Source organism: Chlorobiota bacterium, assembly GCA_016710285.1.
Lineage (GTDB): Bacteria > Bacteroidota > Ignavibacteria > OLB7 > OLB7 > OLB7.
On record JADJXR010000001.1, the window covers coordinates 1974398 to 1994602 of the forward strand.

Below are 20205 nucleotides of genomic sequence, written 5' to 3' on the forward strand. Positions count from 1 at the left end.
GAGTGCGAAGCTAAAAACTGAAGGCCATTGGCCGTTCCAAAATGAATGCTGATGGCTTCCCGCCCTTTGCCCCCCTTGCCGATGCCGCATTGTTGGGCTAACTTGTTCGCCAATGGAAGAGACCGCAACAACGCCTGCCGATATCCCCGCCGCCGCCAAGCCTGCGGAGGAGTGGATCTGGCTGGTTGAACCTGAGGGGGGCGGCCAATGGAACATGGACCGCGACGAACAGATTGCCGCCGATTGCGCCGCCGATGGAGTTCCGCGATTGCGTTGCTACTCCTCCCCGTGGACCCTTTCGTTGGGCTACAACCAACGCCTGGACCAAATCAACGTTCCCCAGGTGGAACGCCGTGGATATGGGATTGTGCGCCGCCCAACCGGCGGGCGCGCGGTGTTCCATGCCCAGGAGATCACCTATGCCGTGGCGATGATGGGGAAGGGAAGAGGGGTGCACGACACCTACGCCGCAATCAACCGGGCGCTGCTCCGTGGATTCCAGATATTGGGGGCCGAAGGGGTTCAGTTCAACCGCTTGCAGCCCGATTTCCGTGAGCATTACGCCACCGATGAATCGGCCAGTTGCTTCAGCGCATCGGCGTTAAGCGAGCTGATGTGGCAAGGGCGGAAACTGGCGGGTTCGGCCCAGCGTCGCTATGGCGATGTTCTGCTGCAACATGGGTCCATCCTGATTGGCGATGCTCATCTTGAAATTGTTGAGCTGCTAACCGCCGCCACCGACGCGCCCCGCCAGCAACGGATGCGCGAAATCCTTCGCCAACGAACGGCGACGTTATCGGAGGTGTTCGGCGGTGCGGTCCCCACGTTTACCGAGCTTGCCCACGGGCTTCAACAAGGCTTTGCGGAGGTGTTCCGATAAAAAGAGAACAAGCGAAAGTAGGCGGCAGGATAACGCACGCTGGCCGCTTCCTATCCCGGTTGCTTCCGCCATGGCCTGTCCACACACACACTACTGACCATAAATCGTTTTCCCATGACATCGTCTCCATCGGCAATCAAACGCGTCACCACCCGATCGCTTCAGGAAATGAAGCGGAACGGGACGCGCATTGCGGCATTAACCGCCTACGACGCGCTTATCGCCAGAATTTTTGATGAGGCAGGGATTGATGTGCTGCTGGTTGGCGACTCCGTTGCCAACGTGGTCCAGGGTCACCAGACCACGCTTCCGGTGACGTTGGATGAGATCATCTACCACACCAAAGCCACCACACGTGGCGTGCAGCGGGCAATGGTGGTCACCGATATGCCCTTCATGAGCTACCAAGTTCGGGTGGACGAAGCGTTCCGCAACGCGGGGCGGATTATGAAGGAAACCGATGCCAGCGCGGTGAAGTTGGAAGGGGGAATTGAGTACGCCGAAACCGTCAGCCGGATGACCGCTTCCGGAATTCCGGTGATGGGGCATTTGGGATTGCAGCCGCAATCTATCCACCAGTACGGCGGATACCGCCCGCGCGGAACCACTCCAGAAGAAGCCGAGAAAATCATCAGCGATGCCCACGCGCTGGAACAGGCCGGGGCGTTTAGCATTGTGCTGGAAAAAATCCCTGCCGAGCTTGCGCAGCGCGTCACCAGCGGGCTAACAATCCCAACGATTGGAATCGGCGCCGGCGCCGGCTGCGACGGCCAGATACTGGTGTACGCCGATATGCTGGGGCTAACCGTTGATTTCAACCCGCGCTTTGTCCGCCGCTACGAGCAGTTTGCCGACCGCGCCCGCGATGCCGCACGCCAGTATGCCGACGACATCCGCGCCGGCACCTTCCCGAATGAAAATGAGAGCTATTAATTGAGAGTTATTCAGGCATGACGAACAACCCTGCGCTCCCCAAAACAACCGTTCGGTTGCTGCTTGCCGCGCTTGCCGTGGCGATTGCTGCGGGCGTGGTTGGGTGTGGCGATAACGGAGTGATTACCGACCCGCGCGACATCGTCTTCCCGGAATCAAACGTTAGCTACAGCCAGCACGTGCAGCCGTTGTTCGACCTTAGCTGCACCAGCAGCGGCTGCCACGACGGCTACACGCAAGCCGGCGGATTGCGGCTGGAAACCTACGCCGATCTGTTCCAAAAACCGGGAATGGTCCGCCCGAACGACTCCACCCGCAGCACCCTTCGGTTGGCGATTCGTGGTGTCACCGTGCTCCATCCCCGCATCGAGCCTCCGTTGACGGAGAACCAAGCCCGGGGGATCGCGATTTGGATTCAGGAAGGGGCAAGCAATAATTGACAGCCGGACGGTTTATATTGCCGCCATGAAACGACCATCGGAGATTACGGTGGAGGACCTGCTCCACATACCTTTTCGCCAAAAATCCACCTTCCACGGCCCAACGATTGATGGGGTGAAATTCAAGCCGCTGAAAACAATAGTGGATGGGCGCGGCGACGTGATTGAGTTATGGAGCTTGCCCTGGGTGGAGCCAGAAGGGCTGGCGGTTCCGCAACACGCCTACCAGTCGGCAACCGATTACGGCGTGGTGAAATGCTGGCACCTGCATGAGCTTCACACGGACCAGTTCACCGTGACGCGGGGGAAGATGCAAGTGGTGTGCGCCGACGTCCGCGCCGATTCGCCCACGTTTGGGGAAGTGAACAGCTTCATCATCGGCATCCAACGCCCCGCGCTGATCCTTATCCCGCCCGGGGTGATGCACGGCTGGAAAGCCCTAAGCCAACCAGAAACCATTGTGGTGAACTTCCAAACCCTTCCCTACGACCCCGCCGACGAGTTCAAGTTCCCGTGGGATTGCGTGCTCCCTGAGGTGTGGGAGCCGAGGAATGGGTGAGTAAGAAGCGAGCCGTTGCGCCGCGCAAAATTTCCTCCAGATTGTTCCTGCCGTTCTTTCATTCTTCTTCCACAACAAGCCGATCATCCGCCGGCAAGCGATTGCGCGCACGTGCAGAATCGCTTGCCGCGCACGGGATCCACAAACCACAACCGCACGCATCCATGCCGTTTGCCGCCGCCATGTTCTTCTTCCTGCTCATCATGGCTTCGATGCCCGAACCGGCACGCAGCCAAAGCAGCCGTGAGCAGTTGGTGATTCCCGATTCCATCTGGAACCTGATAACAACCACTGCGGGGCACGCCAAGCCGTTCGGTTTTTCGGAGGATGAAATGCGCGGGTATGGCCCCGATGAATTTGTCCTGCGGAGTGTGTGGTCGTTGTTCCGTAATGGCCGCACCGTCCCCCGGTTCTCCGGAGCGTTGTCGAAAAATATGCTGGATAATCACAAGGATGCGGCATCGTTGCTGCGCACGGCATACGGCGTAACCGACGTTTCTGCGGCGCGGATGCTGCCAATGGCTCCGGCAGAATCGTGGGGCGTTGCCGGTTTCCCCGACTCGCTTCCTGCTGCTGCGGTTTGGGAGCGATTGATGGAGCAGTACCACGGGATCGCCTCGGTGGCTGCCTTTGGCCAGTATCCCCCGCATCTACAGAAACTGCTGGTCCGGTTGCTGCTTGGCATCCGCGAGTCGGAGCCGTGGATTTCCGCAGCGTTCAATCGCCAGCAATGGTTTGGATATTCGGGGCTGGACTCCGCTTCCTCCGTAGATGACTGGTACGCCTTTGCTGCGCCCCCTGGGCCGAGGACCGATTGGGCCAGCTTGCCACCTTGCGCAGCGGCACCTTCCAAGCCTTACGCGCTACCGACCGGCGGTATCTGGCATTTGGTTCGGCATTGCTTGCCACGCATCTTGGCAATGCCATTGCCGAGTTCCAAAAAAGTGATTCATCGCAGCCGATGCGGGAGGTAGAAGGGATGGAGATCGCTACGTCGCTGGGGGTGATTCGCATCCTGGGCAGCAACGCCGACACGGTGCGAACCCCGTGCTTCCTTACGGTGGATTGCGGCGGCGATGATCGTTATCTGGGCCGCCAAGCCGTGTCCATCCCTTTCCGCGAACCGGCGGCACTGCTGGTGGACCTTGCCGGAAACGACGTGTACGATAGCGACACGACCCTATCGTTAGCCTGCGGCTTGTTTGGCGTAGCCATGCTAACGGATGTTTCGGGGAATGATAGCTATCGCGTGGGCGAGTCGGGCATTGCTTGCGCGTGGTACGGGTCGGGGATGCTGATGGATATGGCCGGGAACGACCGCTACGTAACGGATAGGTCCTGGGGGGAAGCCGCTGCCCACGTTGGCGCGGCGGTGCTCTCGGATTGGTCAGGGGATGATGAGTATATCTGCGCCCAGCAATCGCAAGGGATGGGGTCAACGTTGGGGGCCGCGCTGCTGGTGGATGCTGCCGGGAACGACCGCTACATTGCCCGCGACGATGGGAACCCAACGCCAATCTATCTGAACCAATCGGTGGCGATGTCGCAGGGGTGCGGGTATGGCCGCCGCGCCGATTTGGGGGATGGCCACAGTCTGGCCGGCGGCGTTGGCGCGTTGGCCGATGGCGACGGGGATGATTACTACTCGGCTCCGGTATGGGCGCAAGGTTGCGGCTACTGGTGGGGCGTAGGAATTTGCGAGGATCGGCGCGGGAACGATACGTGGCGCAGCGGCAAGTACTCCATTGGTGCCGCTGCCCATTTTGCCATTGGCTGCAACGTGGATGCCGAAGGGGATGACGCGTACGCCGTTGGCTACACCCAGGCGGTAAATCAATATCTGGGCCACGCCCGCGATGGAAGCATCGGGATTGCAATCAATGGCACTGGCAACGACCAGTATTACCTGAAAACTCACTCCGGCGGCTCTGCCGATTTAGGCAGCCTTGCCCTGTTGTGGGATGCCGCCGGGAACGATCTGTACATGATGGACACGCTGAAAGTGGGGGCTACCGATGGCTGGAGCGACACCCCACCATTAGGAGGGGCCAGCGGCTACCCCCCATTCTACACCTTCCGCGATGACATCCAATCGTATGGCATCTTCCTGGATACTGGCGGAAAGGATATTTATCAGCTTCACGAGGCGAACAGTAATGCGATCCCCTGGGCGCGCAAACCAGCCGACAACACCCACTGGCTGTTTATCCGCTCGCCACGGGAACGGGGGATTGGGATTGATATGGAGAAAGAATAACCCCTATCTGGCCAACCCATTTCCCAGCGCAACCTATCGCTGGGGAAAATACAACAGCTACTCTCCTATCACCTCTATAAAATACCGGAACTGCTCATCCACGCTTAGCCCCTCCAATGCATCATAGTCGGTAAGGATGGTGGGGTTGGTGTCGGGCTGCGTTGCGGCGTTTGCGACCACCAGCCCGCGGCTCCAGTTTGCCCTGGCTGCGGTGCTGTCCCATGTGAATCGGAACAAGTATCCAACGGATACCACCCCTTTCCAGCGGATGCTTCGTTCGGCAATCAATTCAATAATGGCGGGAACTCCATCCTCCGCCTCGAACCACTCCGCAAGGCTACTTGTGGCAAACGAAGTCGGGTTCTTGAATTCGGCGGGGAAATGTTCGGCAACCCCGCTGCCCAGCATCCAACGGTACAGCCACGTGCGGTTTTCCAGTGGGGTGGCGTAGCGTTGCAGCACCCCGGTATCCACTTCCACCCCGTGCTGCAACAGCGCGATTGCCGCCGCCGCCGCAATCTGGGGATCGCTTACCGCCGCGCACTCCCGCAGCAACGAATCAACATCCGCCACCGCAGGAAGGCGGCTCAGGTAATTGGCCAAGTTCAGCAGTTTCCATCGAACGTTCCAACGCGCCTCATTCAGTTCTGCTTCATCGCCAGCGCTGCTATTCTCGCTCGATTGCGTGTTGTTCAATCGAACAAACTCTGCAAGGTGGTTGCGGAAGTTCCGCAGCAGCAACGTGCGGTGCGGGGCCAGCGTGGCGAGGGAGATCAAATTGCTATCCAACGCCCTCAAGGTTAGCCAGTACAGGGCTTCTTGGTAAGGTTCAAGTTCCGCAAGGCTTAGAATGCCGGGATACATCACCCCGGTGGTTCCGCTGTCAATGCCTGCCCGTGCAAGCCACCGCAGGCGATTGCCATCGGGCTGGTATTGTTGCAGCAGTTCGGAAAGAGCTTGCAGCGATTGCCTTGAGCCAAGGGCAATCAGCGTGTTAAGCACAGCTTCCCGCAGCGGCTCGCTCGGGAAATCGCTGTATCGCTCCCGTAAAAACTGCGTGGTTGCGGTATCGTTCACCTCCTCCAACCACGTGATGATGTTTGCCGCCACCGCTTCCTCGGCTTCGCTGGCCCAGCCGGCAGCCAGCAAAGAATCAATCGTGGAATAGATAATGGGCGTATGGTGTGGCTCCATTCTCAACAACTCCGTTACGTCGCTTCTTTCGGCCAATGTGCTGGCGGGTCCGCTGTATTCTTCTTCAAGAAGATCGCCGAAAAATTGTGGGACTTTGTCGGCTGCCATCTCCCATTGTTCGGTGCTGGTTGGATGCGCTTGAAAGGAGGCAAAGAAACGATCAACCGCTGAGTCGTGCAGCTGGTTTTTGCTGCCGAAGTAGGAAATCAGAAACACGTGCCGCCCCTGCTGCACCAGCCGGTAGCGGGTGGCCACAACGTTCTGTGGTTGCCCGTAGATATACTCACGAACGTTCCCATTGCTGCTGGCAATCTCCATGCTGGAGAGGATGGAGTCCTTGCTGTAAAAACCCTGAACTTCGCTGCGGAACAGCGTGTCCGTCGAAAGGAAGCGGGCGTACTGGTTCAGCAGCAGAGCCCCCACGGTGTACTTGCCGCCGTTTCGCATATCGTGGAACGTAACAGCGGTTGCTTCATCATTGGGCGAGCCATACCGCCGGGCATTGTTGGTCTGCTCGGCAATCTCCGGCTCCCCTGGAAAATCCACGCTGAACCCAAGCACCTCGCTGGAGAACGATTCCCACTGAATCGGAGCCGGGGGGAGCAATTGGAACGACGCAAGGAAACTATCAACACTGGCTTGCGACGGCATTGCGCTGGGGTTGCTGGCCGTCAGCAGATATTCAAAAGTCCCCTTCCGCAGGATGCTTCCCCGCATTCCCCCTCCGTCCGCTTGCATGGCAAAGCGAAGCTGCAAGAAACCGGAAACAAGCGCTGCGGAGTCAGCAGTGATGGTGGGAAAGGAAGCGCGGTTCTGGGACCGAATCGCAAAAATCTTACTCACCATTCGCGCCGAATCGCTTTGGAAGTACTGGTAGCTTGGCACCTGCTCCACCGTGATCGTGAAGGTGGTTCCGTTCTCCACGGCCACGGCTCCTTGCTGGGGTAGGTTTGACTCGTCGGACGAAGTCAAGAAGATTTGGCGATTGCTTGGGAACTGCAGGTGGCAACGCCCGGTGTCGAACGCTAACGGCTCCCAACGGCTTGCCGGCGTTGGGGCAAACCGGAAAGAACGGAAGAACCGCTCGGCATCCCCTTTCTGCGCCAGGTTCGTATCGGTGATGGCAAGGAGCAGATAGAGTTGGCCGTCGCGCATCATCAGCCGGGCGCGAAGCCTGTTGCTGGTTGCGGCCACGGCAAGGGCGTTCGGTCCGGCGGCGGTGTCGGGCTGGACTTGGGTGATAGTAAGCTGGGTGCTGCTGTCGGCAAAACCGGCAAGGGAAGCCTGCATCAGCGCCGGCCAATCGGTGATAATCCGGTGGGGAGGAAGGGTCAGCTGGGCCAAAAAGTAGTTCACGCCTGTTCCGGCATCGGAGGCAATGGCAAGCCGCCCGCCCCATCCGCCGGAACTTCTTGCGGCGGGCGGAAGCTCCACCGGCTCCAGCGGAAGCTCCACCGTGGCCGATTGGTGAAACACGGGGTAGGCCTGCCAATCGGCCCGAACCAACCGTGCGGTGTCGTGGGCAATGGTTGCCCCAGATTTTTGCGAGTGAACCGGGGTGACGGTGTAGCCCTTTTTCCGCAGGATGGCAATGATCCCCTTCTCCCCCAGCAGATGCGCGCACCCCACGGCCACAAAGCTGGGGGCAATCTGAACAAGCGAGTCAATCCGGTTGGCCATGCCCAGGCTGCGGTCGTCTAACATTACCTCCACCGCCTTGCGCCCGTGCGCTTCCCTTGCCCAATTGAATGTCTGCTCGATGCTCTCAATGTCTTGATCTTGGTAAAACGCTATCTGCCCTTCCTGCATATACCTCAGGAATCGAATGGCCAATCCTCTGTGATTTTTTCTGCTCTTTCCCCCGTTTGCGCTTTCTTCCGCCAAATCGCTTCTGCGCCAAGCCGCTATCGAGTCGGGGATAAACTCTTTCAACTGCGTTGCTAAATCCTCCAATCCTCCCACCCGCTTCCCTTGCAACTCGGCATGGCGGAACAGCCACGCATCAAGGAAGACCGGATATGCCCCGGCAGCAAGCTCAACCTCCTTGCTAAACAGCGTCATTTCCCACGTGGAATCCCGTGCGGCCAAGCGGTGGGTTCCAGAGGTGGCCGAGGTGAACAATGCGGCGATATCCAGCAGGGTTTCGGACCAATAGTGTTGGTAGAAATCGCGCACGGCGGAATCAAGGTGAAGCTCGCCAAAAAACGCGGTGCAATGGTTGAATGCCGCCACCATAGAGTCGGTAAACTGGAAGGCGCGGGGGTCACGGGTATGGTAGGTTCCGAACAAATATGAATGCTGGCGCACCCCATTGCCGCTGATGCGCCACAGCAAGGTGTTGTTGGATTGCGTCACATCGGCTGCCCGATTTCCCGGCTGGGAAATAGTAACGGAGAAAACAAAAAGCAGGCCTGCAAGAAGAAGGGAGGAATGGTAGAGTCGCATAGGAGTTGCTGTTCGGGAATATCTATGGCGGAGCGTGCCTTGTAAAACTTACACCAAAACGGAAGGGCTGCAATCGCAGCGGCTGCGCGTGCCGCACTCTGGGCACGGTTGCCCTTTGCAGTTTGCTGCGGTACTTCGCCGCAGTAGTTTGCCGCAACAATGGAACCGACCAACCACACAACGCCGCCCCAGGCAAAGCAATGGGGAACGGACGAAGCCTTTGCCCACTGCCAACAGATAGCGCGTGGGCATTACGAGAATTTCCCCGTGGCCTCGGTTCTGATCCCCAAGCGATTGCGGCCTCACGTTTGCGCCATTTACGCCTTCAGCCGTGCGGCAGATGACGTTGCCGACGAAGGGGATGCCCCGCCCGAGCAGCGGCTGCGGCAGCTTGATGAATGGGAGCAAAACCTTGACGATGCGTGTAACGGAAACCCCAGTGGCCCGGTGTTCACGGCACTTGCGGCCACCATCCGCCAGCACTCCATTCCGGTGCAGCTGCTGCGCGATTTGCTGGCGGCGTTTCGGATGGATGCGCGCAACGATGGCTACGCCACAATGGCGGACCTGCTGTTCTACTGCCGCCACTCCGCCAACCCGATTGGGCGGCTGGTGCTTCACCTGTTTGGTTTGGCCACCCCGGAACGGGTTCGGCTTTCCGACATGATCTGCACGGGTCTGCAGTTGGTGAATTTTTGGCAGGACCTTTCGGTGGATATTCCCCGGGGGCGCCTGAATATCCCGCGCGAAATCTTGCAATCGTTCGGCTGCTTGCCGGACCACCTGCGGCGCGGATGCTGCGCCCCCAATTGCCAACAAATGATAAAACAGCTAACCGAAGACGCAGGGCGGTTGTTACGGGAGGGTCGCGCATTGCTGCCGCTGATTCCCCACCGCCGGTTGCGCTGGGAACTTACGCTGACGGTGCGCGGCGGGTTGGCAATCGCAAGGAAGATTCGGCTGGCAAACTACAACACCGTGGCCGTGCGTCCTACGCTGGGCAAAATGGATGCGGCAAGGCTGCTTGTGGGAAGGTGATCCCCCATAAGTGATCCGATCCGCAAATGTTTGCCCCGGCAAACGGTGGTGGCGCAGATACCCCGCCACGTTTGCGGTTCGGTGGGGCGGCTTCCCATCCTCAATAAATCCTGTATCTTCGCGCCAAGCATTTCTTTTGGGCAGCAGACAATGGGCAACCTTGCAGTGATTGATAATGAGTATGCAGCAATGGTCACGCAGCAATCGCGGACCAGCTTCTACTACTCCTTCTCATTGCTACCGCGCGACGAGCGGCAGGCGATGCACTCGGTCTATGCCTTCTGCCGCTACGCCGATGACATTATTGATGAAGATGACGTTGCCGAAGAAGGGACCCCAGTGGCCGCGCCCGAACAACGGATTGCGCGGAAACGGGAGCGGCTGAACCGCCTGCGTGCAGAGGTTGAGCGATGCTACAACGGGGAGTCGCGCCACCCCATCACCCGTTCGCTTTCGGCAGCGGTCAAGCGGTTCAAGATTCCGAAGCAGTACTTCCTGACGTTACTTGATGGAGTGGAGATGGATTTAGTGAAGAACCGCTATGAGACGTTCGAGGAGTTGCGGGAATACTGCTACGGCGTTGCTTCGGTGGTGGGGCTGATTTGCATCGAGATTTTTGGCTACAAGTACGAAGAGACCAAGGAGTATGCCGTCAATCTTGGGATTGCCTTGCAGCTGACGAACATCCTGCGCGATGTGAAATCGGATGCCGAGCGTGGGCGTATCTACCTGCCGTTGGAGGACCTTCGGGCGTTTGGATACAGCGAAAGCGACCTGCTGGAAAACCGCTACACCTTGCCGTTTATCGAGCTGATGCGATTCCAGACCCGCCGCGCCCGCGAATATTATGGCCGCGCCCGCGCCGCGCTTCGCCCCGATGAACGCCGCACAATGTTCGCCGCCGAAATTATGGACGCGATTTACTACCGGATGCTGGAGAAGATTGAGTTGAATGAGTTCGATATCTACCGCCGGAAAATCTCGGTCCGTACGCCGCACAAACTTTGGATTGCCTTCAAACTCTGGCTGGTAACTCGCGTGCTGACCAACCGGAAATCAGCCGCGACGTAACGCCCGGCCCACCTGCTTCTTCATCAACGTTTGGCCTCTTGAAATCTCATCATCAACAGACCCTGCTAATCCTTGGCTGTACGCTTGTGGGGTACATGCTGATTGCCTTTGTGCTGTTTGCCGATATGCCGTTGCGCTCCGATGCCGCCGGATATTCCAAACAGGCGATTGCCATGTCCGCGAACTTCCCCGGCACCGAACCCTTCTACTGGCCCCCGGCCTTGCCCTCCATTTTGGCCGCGGCCTACACGCTGTTTGGCCAGAGCTTGGCGGTTGCCAGGGTGACGAATATCCTGCTGCTGGTGCTGATGGTGTACGGGGTGATACTGGTGGCAACCCAGGCCACGAACGATGAGCGAAAAGGGAGGATAGCGGGGTGGATGGCGGCGCTCTATCCGGCATCGTTTCTGATGGCTGGGCAGACCTACAGCCAGCACCTAACGGCGGTGGGATTGCTGTTCGCTGCCTACTGGCTGATGTTGGCGTACCGGCGTGGAGCGTTGGTGTGGTACTTGTTAGCGGGCATAGCATTGGGGGTTGCAGCGGTGACGCGAGCCTCGCCGATGAGCCTGCTTCCGGCGTTGGCGATAGTGGCTGCGGTGGCGTATTGGCGGCTTCGTGACCAGCAAACGCCTGCGGCAATTGCTACGCGGAAATCCTTGATGCCCGGGGCTGCACTCTTTTTGGTCGGGACGGGGCTGCTGGTGATGCCGGCAATGTACCACAACGTGCAGCACGGTGCCGGGTGGAGCATCTCAACGAAAGATGAGAGTAACGTGCTGGTTGGGAACTGCAAGTACACCCACCACTACAAGACAAGCCACTTAGCCTCCGATGATTTTGCACTGATGGAACCGGAGGTGCGTGAGTATTTAATCCGTATGCGCGAGCTTCCCGATGCACGGAACGCAATGATGAGGGAAGCGGTGAACTATGTGATAGATCATCCGGGCATCACCGCATGGCGAACCTTAAGCCGCATTCGTGCCTTCTGGGGATTCGATTACATGCTCTCGCGCGAGATACAGAACCAGTATCAGCTGTCGAACCTCCAGCTCTTGGTTCCGCTATCGCTGGAAGCGGGTGGGTATGTGATTGTGATGATAGGGGTCTTGCTTGGCCTGTTCTTTGCGCGGGATCAGTTCGCATCCCCCGCACTCCCTTTGCTTCTTGTGATGGCCATCAGCTACCAGGTTCCCTACATGTTGGCGTTTGCTGCGGGGACGTATCACTTCCCTGTCGTGTTCCTGTTGTTGCCGATTGCCTGTGTGGGTTGGGGATGGGCGTTGCAATCATGGCGGATGCGGTGGCCGCAGATTGCTCAGCGGCGGTGGTTCTGGGCTGCGGTTGCCTTGTTTGCCTTGGTTCAGATTGAGTATGGCTACTGGGCGATTGCGCTGCGGTAGCATCGGAGCCATCCGAACGTTCAGTGGTTCTTCCGGTGCTTTCTGAAACGATCCCCTTGCCCATGTGTTGGCTGAATCAATGGCGCGGGTTATACTTCGTGCCAAACGCTGAACACTTACGTACTTATACCAACGATTCCAATGCCCACAATCCTTGCCGCCCGATTGCTGTTGCTTGCTGCTGTTACGCTGCTGGTTGCCTCCTGCTCCGGCAAAGGGAGCGATGTGATTGATCCCCAAAGTGGGGACCGAAATGAGATGGCAGTGGTGGCCGTAGAAAGCAGCGGCGGCGATGATCTTACCCGATACAACGAAGCCAACCAAACCTCCACTCCTGGGGAATATTCTGCGGTCAATGGCGCGCCCCTCGGCAAACCGATTGATGCTGTGTTCGAGGCAAACGAGCGGCTGTATCTGCACCACCGTTCGTTGGGGGAAATCACGGTGCTGGAGCTGAAAACTCGCAAGTTGATTGCCACAATCACCGGATTCCCGAACGGCGCGGCGGGGGCGTTGTGCGGCATGGCTTTCAGCAACGTCTCGCAGGCATGGGGGATCTGCTATGGATCCAACAACCTCTACTTGATAGATGCCGTCAACCACAGCATTGCCCGCACAATCCCGCTTCCGGGGAATCCAACGGCGGTGGGCACGGTAAAAAACAAGGTGTTTGTGGGGATGGTGATGCCCGATGGCACGGCAAAAATTGCGGTGCTTAGCAGCAACGGAGGGGAGTATCCAATTGAGCATCTTCTGGATATGCCCACCGCGCCAATCTACATTTTTGGCAACCCCGATGGCCAGCAGATGGTGGTGCTAACATCGGGCAACCCCGGCACGGACCCGACCATTCCCGATGACGACGTTCACCCTGAGCTCCACTACATCCTTCTCTCCACAATGGCGGTGGATGGTGTGGTCAGCATCGAGGTCCCATCGCTCGATCAGTACATCGGCAAGGAACCGAACTTTGCGGCACGCACAAAGGATTACCTTCTCTACATTGCCACTCCTATCGGAATTTCTTTGGCCGAAACGGCTGGCCGTGGGGTCTATCCATTATGGTTGGCGGGGGATTTTCGCGTGCTTGGTGCCGACTATTACAGCAGCATGGTGTATGTTTACGACCCCGCGTCGGGAACCCTGCGCCGATTGCTGGCGGATGCCACCGAGTATGCGCCACTTTCTCCAGGGGGAGTGGTGCGCGCGGTTCAGTTCGTTAATGCTAACTCAGTTCAATAACCCCCTCTTCATGAAGTGGATTGCAAAAGCTGCTTTGCAGAAAATGTTTAGCGGCATTCCGGGTGGGCATCGGCTTAACTATGCGTTCCAGCGCCATGTTACCCGAACCCTTCCTTCTTCCGATCAAGATTTCTTTGATAAGATCACCATCGCGCTCCATCACTGCGCTGTGCTGAAGCACCACATGGCGGGCCGGGAGCTTGGTGATCTCTCTTTTTATGAGTTCGGGGCGGGGTGGGATATGCTGACACCGCTGATGTACGTGATGCACGGCGTAAGGGAGCAGGTGATTGCGGATATTCGCCTTAATCTTAAGCCGGAGTTAATCAACCACACGCTGCAACGCCTTGCAAAGCACCATGACACCTTGGAGCAGATGGCAGGGCGAGCATTGCAGCCGATAAACCCCACGCCAATCACCAGCACCGCCGATCTCCGTTCCCGTTTTGGCATTACGTACCGCGCCCCAATGGATGCCCGCGCCACGGGGCTGGATTCCAACAGCATTGACGTGCTGACCACAACATCAGTATTTGAGCATATTCCCGCAGCGGATATTCCTGCAATCCTTTCCGAAAGCAGTCGTGTGGTAAAACCTACTGGAATTATCAGCTTTATCATTGATCCAAAAGATCATTATTGGTTTTTTGATAAGTCCATCACCATGTTCAATTTCTTGAAATTTTCCGATCCCATGTGGACGGTTGTGAACAACAGCCAAGTGTACCAAAACAGGCTCCGTTATTCTGATTATATCAGGCTATTCCATGAAGCCGGATTAAGAGTGGATGAGGAGAAAATAATTGCGGCCACAGCGTCCGAGTTATCGGAATTAAAGCAACTTCATCTTGCTCCACGATTTCAAAAATATTCCGTAGAAGATCTTGGAGTGGTTGAGCTACGCGTGGTGCTCCGGAAAAATAACGTAGATACTAACCGAACTTGATAATGCCTTCATTTCGTATTACCGAGCGTGTCCGTTGGATTGATTGCGATGCTGCAAAAATTATCTACTACGGCGCGTACATCCGGTTTTTTGAAATTGCCGAGACAGAAATGTACCGCTCGGTTGATCTCCCTTACTCGGCTGCATTCGAGACTTTGCAATGCTTCCCAATTCGTGCGGAATATCATTGCAATTATAAAACCCCTGCGTTGTTAGATGACTTTATGGAAATTTCTATTTGGGTCAGCCATTGGGGAACGACTTCTTTCACGATTTCCTTCCGATTTATGCGTGCTGGGACCGACGTTCTGTTGGCGGAAGGATACTGCCGTTTAGTCACCGTCGGAATCCACGACAAGAAAAAGATGCCTATCCCCGACCTGCTTCGCGAGCGTTTGGCGCGATATTCCGGCGACGGGGATTGATAGAACGAATTTTACCCATTATTCACCACTTGCGAATAGCATTTTGCTGCGTCTTGCTACTATCTGTTTTTCGGCAACGGTTGGCGGGCTTGAGCTGGCAACGCTTCGGCGTGCTGCGGAGCTGCAGAAGCATGGCCACCATGTAATTTCCATCCTGCCGAATTCCCCTGCAATCCTTGAGCAAGCAAAGCGATTGAGCCTTCCTGTTGCGGACATAACACCACGATTCTCCTACCTTGATTTTTTTGCCGCTCAAGCACTCCGCAAGATTCTAAACCGCGAGCGGATAGAAGTGCTGTTGGTTGCCCGCACACGCGACCTTAGCACCGCAATGCTTGCGGCAGGCGGGCAACGTGCGGTGGTGCTTTATCAGCAAATGCAATTTGGGCAAAGAAAAAAAGATCCATTTCACAATTGGGTGTATCGTCGTTTGGATGGATGCATTGGAATCACCCAGCGTCAGCGCGATCAATTTATCCGATTAACAAAACTTGATCCGGCAAAAATTTCAATTATCCCATACGGAATAGATGCGAATCATTTTTCTCCAAATATTTTTTCTGCATCAAATGCACGTGCAGAATTTGGCATTCCTGAGAGTGCGTTTTTAGTAGGAATTGTTGGCGGTTTTAATCGGGGGAAAGGGCAACGGGAATTTCTTGATGGGCTACGGCTTGCATGGGATGCAGAGCCGAACATTCGTGAGAACCTATGGGCGATTGTGGTGGGCGAGCGTCTTGGTGATGTTGGTGAATATACGGTTGAGCTACGTGCCTTGCGGGATTCACTTCCTTTCCGCGAGCGTGTTATTTTTTCTCCATTCCTCAACGATCCACGCACGGTGTATGCTGCCCTTGATCTGTTCGTTCTTGCTTCCCACTCCGAAACGTTCGGGATGGTGTTGCAGGAGGCAATGGCGATGGAGGTGGCTTGCATCGGAACCGATGCTGGCGGGGTGCCGGAAATTATTGTCCATGAAGAGCGCGGATTGCTGATCCCACCACAGAATCCTCAAGCGATTGCCGACGCTATTCTGCGGCTGTTTCGCAACCCATTGCTGCGCCAGAAGCTGGCAAAAAATTCCCGCCAATTTGTGCTTTCGGCCTACGATGCTGGCCGGCAATACTCCGCATTTGAGAACGCTTTGCAGAAGGCAATCCAAAGAAGAAAAAAGTTTGAGTGAAATGCCTTTAGATAATTTCTCAGATAATTTCTTCGACCCATTCAACCTCTGATTCCCTCCCCCTGTCATCCGGTGCATTCCTGCTGCCTGCTTTGGAAAACCGGCATTTTTTTACGCACGGCTGCTTGTTAAACTAACCATTCGTCCACGTATGATTTTTTGGAGACTGCGTCATGAACAAGCATCTCGTTCCGCACTTTGTGCTCCCGTTGGGGGCTGCCTTTGCGCTTACGCTTGGCGGTTGTGTAACGCTCACCACCCATAACCATTACGCCGAAGACCCAACCGCTACCTCGGCTACGATCCGTGCTGCTTCCAGCAATCAAACGGCGCATCACGTTGCCGATGGTAGCTGCAACCACTATCACAGCACCAGCTACAGTAATGCCGCGATTGAGCATTGCCAGCAGAGTGATAATTACAGGGTTGAGCATCATCCCACCTCCCCTATGTACCGTGATGAATGCGACTACCGATCCACCGACTACCCTGCGAATTATCCGTGGCGGTATGGTTCGCATGATCCCTACGTGATCTACGTCCCAACAGCCCCACAACCGAATCGCAATGACGAGCCGGCGCGACGCACCGATGCTGGAGGAAATGGAGCGGATACGCAGCGCGACGGAGTTCAATCGAAGCCGCGGCGGACGGAAGAGCCGGTGTACCGTCCCGAACGCCCGGTGGTTCTGCCAACGGCGAATGATGGAGTTCAATCGAAGCCGCGGCGGACGGAGGAGCCAGTGTACCGTCCCGAGCGGCCAGTGGTTTTGCCGACGGCGAACGATGGAGTTCAATCGAAGCCGCGGCGGACGGAGGAGCCAGTGTACCGTCCCGAGCGGCCAGTGGTTTTGCCGACGGCGAATGATGGAGTTCAATCGAAGCCGCGGCGGACGGAGGAGCCAGTGTACCGTCCCGAGCGGCCAGTGGTTTTGCCGACGGCGAACGATGGAGTTCAATCGAAGCCGCGGCGGACGGAGGAGCCAGTGTACCGTCCCGAGCGGCCAGTGGTTTTGCCGACGGCGAATGATGGAGTTCAATCGGAACCACGGCGGACGGTTCCTGTGGTGGAACATTCGCCACAGCAGACTATGCAGCAGCCAGGGAACCCAACGGTGGTGACTGGGCCAACAACGTCGGAGCCGCGCCGTTTCCAGCAAAGCGAAGATCGGATGCCTGCTCGGCAGTCAACTGTTCAGATAGAAGCGAAACCAGCTTCAAACGAACTCTCCAAGCCACGTCGTATAATAGTTGCGCCGACGGTTGCAACCGAGCCTGCAGCGCCAGCTGTCGTCGTCGGGCAAGCTCCGGTGGAATCCACTGTCCGTGGCAAAAAACAGGTGGAAGTAGAAATAGATAGCCCCTCGGTGCAGAAATACAAAACTGAGGAAGTTGTGGGCGATCCTGCATCTACTATGCCAGTGATGATGGTAATGCCTGCCGAGCAGGAAGGGCAAGGTTCGTCGGTGCGCCGGACAATTCCGCGCTAAAGAAGATAGTTGTTGAAGGGGGAGGGCTGGCAACTGCCCAGTTGTTCCATGAGAGTCGTTCTATCAATAGCGAGGCCTTGTTCGTTCCAGAGCAGGGCTTCGCTATTTTGCCGCAAATTTTTCAACGCTATGAAGATGCTTGCAATGCTTGCTTTGCTGATGGCCATATTGGTTGCGTGCAGTGCTAACTCTGATGTTCAGCAGACGAGTGGCCGCAAGGCCGATACTGCTTCTGCGATAGTGCGCACGCTGATTATCGGTTCTGGTGGGGGCTTCACCGGGATTTATCGTGGCTATCGGATATGCTCCGATGGCCGAGTGTATGCTTGGTCGGCTCCGGCAGGGGGGCGCGATACTGGAATCATCCTGTTCACTGATGCTGATTCAGTGGAGGGGTTCTTCAGGGTGATAGATGAGATGAAGTTCCAACAAGTGGACTACAACGATCCGGGAAATATGAACTGGTATGTGGAACTTCAGCAAGGGGAGCAAAGCCACAGAGTGCAATGGAGTACTTCGCCGCCGGCGGGAGCAATTGCGGAATTCCACCGCAAGGTGAGTGCTTGGGCGGCGGGGCATAGCAAAGAATCGGAGGCAGAGTAGGAGTGCTGCCAAATCTTTACAGCACACAGAGCGGCAGGCTTGTAATTTTCCTGCGAACTCTACTTTTTCCCATATCAACTAACGGAGCTTGCACATGGCATTACGACTTGGGGATTTCGTTCCCGACTTCACGCAGGATTCAACGGAAGGCACCATCAGTTTCTACGACTGGGCAGGCGATAATTGGGTGGTGCTTTTCTCGCACCCTGCCGATTACACCCCGGTGTGCACCACCGAGCTTGGGCAAGTTGCAAAACTGCAAAGCCAGTTTGCCGAACGCAACGTGAAACCCATAGGGCTTAGCGTGGATAGCCTAGAAGATCATAAAGGATGGATGAGTGATATTGAAGAAACGCAGGGGCAAGCGGTGAACTTCCCGATGCTGGCCGACAGCGATCGCCGCGTGGCCGACTTGTACGACATGATCCACCCAAACGCAAACGACACGCAAACCGTGCGCTCGGTGTTTATCATTGATCCCAGCAAAAAGCTGCGACTGATGCTAACCTACCCAGCCAGCACCGGGCGGAACTTCGCTGAAATCCTGCGGGTGATTGACAGCTTGCAGCTCACCGACCGCTACAGCGTTGCCACCCCAGCGAACTGGCAGGATGGCAACGATGTGATTATCTCTCCAAAACTGACCGATCCGGAAGTTCTTGCCGAAAAATTCCCCAAAGGCTACACCGAGCTAAAGCCATACCTGCGCGTTACCCCACAGCCGAATAAGTAGGTAGCAATGGCGTGAGTAATTCTCGGGTCTCAGCCGAAGTGATTGCTAATAAGAACGTGGCAAGCGGCCGTGCTTGCCACGTTCTTATTAGGGGTGGTACAGTAGAATCTGCCACTATGTGCTGTTATCCCCTACCTATCCTATCTCATTTGATAAAACACTTGAACTGACATTGTTTTTTCACTGAAAGCCTTACTCCTACCCGATCATTGTACAAGATTACAACCACTTTCCCATGCAATGTCTTCACGTGGCGTGACAAAGATTCACGCTGTAAAAAAGGAGAGAGGGATGAAATCGCTGTTATCTTGGCTATTTCCTGTGGTGGCATAGCTTTTGGTGTCCCAAAGCGGGGAAAAGAACCTTTCTTGGTATTTGGCAAGGCATTGCCGTTCCGGGATATGGCTCAATAAACAATCACCAATCATTGGATTGCCGCAAAGAACAACCTACTTCCTACCATCCATAGCTCCTGCCAATTGAAGGTATTGCTGGTGTGCAGCTCACGGGCGTAACCGCGATAACTCTTATCTAAAGCGCAGTGCTTCCCGGATATTGTAACCTTTGCAATGGAACGATTCACCGAATTCTTGGCCGTACGGGACATGAATTTTCGGCAAGAAAGGTTGCAGGGAAGAAGAAAATCATTCATATTTGCGCCCCACATGGTAAGGCCAGCACCCGTAGCCGGTATCCTTACCAGATTAACAGAGCAATAGAAAGGGCCTAAGTAAAAACAATAAAAACACACCAAAACAGAGGTTAGCACCATGACACGTATCCTTAAAGGATCGCTGACGTTGGGATTGCTGATGGCAGTTCTAACGCTGGTTGGTGGACAAGCGAACGCGCAACAGCCGCAAATCCGCTGGTCCGTGATCGGTTCAGGCGCCACAGTAAGCACGGGACCCGTGACGCTGTTCGGTACCATTGGCCAAACTGCCGTCGGTACGATCGAAGGCAGCGGTAAAACAGCATATCTCGGCTTCTGGGTTCCGTTCCCCCAAAACGGCCCAAGTGCCGCTCCAGATGAGCCAAAAGCGGGTGTTGCCGGGCTTCGCAACTACCCCAACCCTTTTAACACAACCACCACCATTTACTTCGATGTCAAACAGCGCAGCCAAGCACGGCTTCGCATTTTTGATATGTCAGGCCAACTTGTTAGCGACCTAATGGACGCTACGGTGGAGCCTGGTTCGCAAGAGGTAACTTGGAATGGCATGACCATTAGCGATCAAGAAGCTGCCTCTGGCACCTACATCTACACGCTTGAACTGCAGCCAACCGATGGCACTGCCATCAACGTTGGCATGAAGCAGAGTGGCGTAATGACACTGATGCGCTAATCCGCGCAATACTA

At 56.3% G+C, this 20205-nt stretch carries 17 protein-coding genes; 16 read left to right on the forward strand and 1 reads right to left on the reverse strand.

Annotated elements, in window-relative coordinates; all coding sequences use genetic code 11:
- Window positions 1–112 precede the first annotated feature (112 nt).
- The 5 genes from IPM61_07070 (at window position 113) to IPM61_07090 (ending at window position 5069) form a co-directional block, all read left to right on the forward strand.
- Window positions 113–880, forward strand: coding sequence for a hypothetical protein (locus tag IPM61_07070; GenBank protein MBK8911075.1), 768 nt, complete (start codon window positions 113–115; stop codon window positions 878–880).
- A gap of 114 nt (window positions 881–994) precedes the next feature.
- Complete coding sequence (panB, locus tag IPM61_07075; GenBank protein MBK8911076.1) at window positions 995–1813, forward strand: 3-methyl-2-oxobutanoate hydroxymethyltransferase; 819 nt, start codon at window positions 995–997, stop codon at window positions 1811–1813.
- A gap of 17 nt (window positions 1814–1830) precedes the next feature.
- Window positions 1831–2253, forward strand: a complete 423-nt coding sequence (locus IPM61_07080) for a hypothetical protein (GenBank protein ID MBK8911077.1) — start codon at window positions 1831–1833, stop codon at window positions 2251–2253.
- 25 nt (window positions 2254–2278) lie between these two features.
- The gene (locus IPM61_07085; protein MBK8911078.1) at window positions 2279–2812 is read left to right on the forward strand and encodes a dTDP-4-dehydrorhamnose 3,5-epimerase family protein; all 534 of its coding nucleotides are present in this window, start codon (window positions 2279–2281) and stop codon (window positions 2810–2812) included.
- 832 nt (window positions 2813–3644) lie between these two features.
- Window positions 3645–5069 carry a hypothetical protein gene (locus IPM61_07090; protein ID MBK8911079.1) on the forward strand — a complete coding sequence of 475 codons (1425 nt, stop codon included), beginning with the start codon at window positions 3645–3647 and terminating at the stop codon, window positions 5067–5069.
- Between the two features lie 57 nt (window positions 5070–5126).
- Here the strand turns inward: IPM61_07090 and IPM61_07095 are convergent, their stop codons facing one another.
- The gene (locus IPM61_07095) at window positions 5127–8708 is read right to left on the reverse strand and encodes a TraB/GumN family protein (GenBank protein ID MBK8911080.1); all 3582 of its coding nucleotides are present in this window, start codon (window positions 8706–8708) and stop codon (window positions 5127–5129) included.
- Window positions 8709–8867: 159 nt separating this feature from the next.
- On the opposite strand from IPM61_07095, the gene hpnC reads away from it, so the two are divergent.
- The 11 genes from hpnC (at window position 8868) to IPM61_07150 (ending at window position 20191) form a co-directional block, all read left to right on the forward strand.
- Window positions 8868–9746, forward strand: coding sequence for a squalene synthase HpnC (gene hpnC, locus IPM61_07100; GenBank protein MBK8911081.1), 879 nt, complete (start codon window positions 8868–8870; stop codon window positions 9744–9746).
- A gap of 150 nt (window positions 9747–9896) precedes the next feature.
- Window positions 9897–10817, forward strand: coding sequence for a presqualene diphosphate synthase HpnD (gene hpnD / locus IPM61_07105; GenBank protein MBK8911082.1), 921 nt, complete (start codon window positions 9897–9899; stop codon window positions 10815–10817).
- A gap of 38 nt (window positions 10818–10855) precedes the next feature.
- Window positions 10856–12223, forward strand: coding sequence for a glycosyltransferase family 39 protein (locus tag IPM61_07110; protein MBK8911083.1), 1368 nt, complete (start codon window positions 10856–10858; stop codon window positions 12221–12223).
- Window positions 12224–12364: 141 nt separating this feature from the next.
- Window positions 12365–13465, forward strand: coding sequence for a hypothetical protein (locus IPM61_07115; GenBank protein MBK8911084.1), 1101 nt, complete (start codon window positions 12365–12367; stop codon window positions 13463–13465).
- Between the two features lie 10 nt (window positions 13466–13475).
- Window positions 13476–14411, forward strand: coding sequence for a methyltransferase domain-containing protein (locus IPM61_07120; protein MBK8911085.1), 936 nt, complete (start codon window positions 13476–13478; stop codon window positions 14409–14411).
- A 2-nt stretch (window positions 14412–14413) separates the two neighbouring features.
- A complete protein-coding gene (locus IPM61_07125; protein MBK8911086.1) occupies window positions 14414–14836 on the forward strand; it encodes an acyl-CoA thioesterase in 423 nt (140 codons plus the stop codon).
- Between the two features lie 43 nt (window positions 14837–14879).
- Window positions 14880–16019: a glycosyltransferase family 4 protein gene (locus tag IPM61_07130; GenBank protein MBK8911087.1), complete on the forward strand. Its 1140-nt coding sequence runs from the start codon at window positions 14880–14882 to the stop codon at window positions 16017–16019.
- Between the two features lie 173 nt (window positions 16020–16192).
- Complete coding sequence (locus IPM61_07135) at window positions 16193–17509, forward strand: hypothetical protein (protein ID MBK8911088.1); 1317 nt, start codon at window positions 16193–16195, stop codon at window positions 17507–17509.
- Window positions 17510–17638: 129 nt separating this feature from the next.
- Window positions 17639–18112, forward strand: a complete 474-nt coding sequence (locus IPM61_07140; protein ID MBK8911089.1) for a hypothetical protein — start codon at window positions 17639–17641, stop codon at window positions 18110–18112.
- Between the two features lie 94 nt (window positions 18113–18206).
- A complete protein-coding gene (locus tag IPM61_07145) occupies window positions 18207–18845 on the forward strand; it encodes a peroxiredoxin (GenBank protein ID MBK8911090.1) in 639 nt (212 codons plus the stop codon).
- 770 nt (window positions 18846–19615) lie between these two features.
- Window positions 19616–20191 carry a T9SS type A sorting domain-containing protein gene (locus IPM61_07150; GenBank protein MBK8911091.1) on the forward strand — a complete coding sequence of 192 codons (576 nt, stop codon included), beginning with the start codon at window positions 19616–19618 and terminating at the stop codon, window positions 20189–20191.
- The last annotated feature ends 14 nt before the right edge of the window (window positions 20192–20205 follow it).

What these genes read in the sequence shown, in the direction of transcription:
- IPM61_07070 (MBK8911075.1), top strand. Translation starts at nt 113, where the DNA reads ATGGAAGAGACCGCAACAACGCCTGCCGATATCCCCGCCGCCGCCAAG.
- panB (MBK8911076.1), top strand. Translation starts at nt 995, where the DNA reads ATGACATCGTCTCCATCGGCAATCAAACGCGTCACCACCCGATCGCTT.
- IPM61_07080 (MBK8911077.1), top strand. Translation starts at nt 1,831, where the DNA reads ATGACGAACAACCCTGCGCTCCCCAAAACAACCGTTCGGTTGCTGCTT.
- IPM61_07085 (MBK8911078.1), top strand. Translation starts at nt 2,279, where the DNA reads ATGAAACGACCATCGGAGATTACGGTGGAGGACCTGCTCCACATACCT.
- IPM61_07095 (MBK8911080.1), bottom strand. Translation starts at nt 8,708, where the DNA reads ATGCGACTCTACCATTCCTCCCTTCTTCTTGCAGGCCTGCTTTTTGTT.
- hpnC (MBK8911081.1), top strand. Translation starts at nt 8,868, where the DNA reads ATGGAACCGACCAACCACACAACGCCGCCCCAGGCAAAGCAATGGGGA.
- hpnD (MBK8911082.1), top strand. Translation starts at nt 9,897, where the DNA reads ATGGGCAACCTTGCAGTGATTGATAATGAGTATGCAGCAATGGTCACG.
- IPM61_07115 (MBK8911084.1), top strand. Translation starts at nt 12,365, where the DNA reads ATGCCCACAATCCTTGCCGCCCGATTGCTGTTGCTTGCTGCTGTTACG.
- IPM61_07120 (MBK8911085.1), top strand. Translation starts at nt 13,476, where the DNA reads ATGAAGTGGATTGCAAAAGCTGCTTTGCAGAAAATGTTTAGCGGCATT.
- IPM61_07125 (MBK8911086.1), top strand. Translation starts at nt 14,414, where the DNA reads ATGCCTTCATTTCGTATTACCGAGCGTGTCCGTTGGATTGATTGCGAT.
- IPM61_07135 (MBK8911088.1), top strand. Translation starts at nt 16,193, where the DNA reads ATGAACAAGCATCTCGTTCCGCACTTTGTGCTCCCGTTGGGGGCTGCC.
- IPM61_07140 (MBK8911089.1), top strand. Translation starts at nt 17,639, where the DNA reads ATGAAGATGCTTGCAATGCTTGCTTTGCTGATGGCCATATTGGTTGCG.
- IPM61_07145 (MBK8911090.1), top strand. Translation starts at nt 18,207, where the DNA reads ATGGCATTACGACTTGGGGATTTCGTTCCCGACTTCACGCAGGATTCA.
- IPM61_07150 (MBK8911091.1), top strand. Translation starts at nt 19,616, where the DNA reads ATGACACGTATCCTTAAAGGATCGCTGACGTTGGGATTGCTGATGGCA.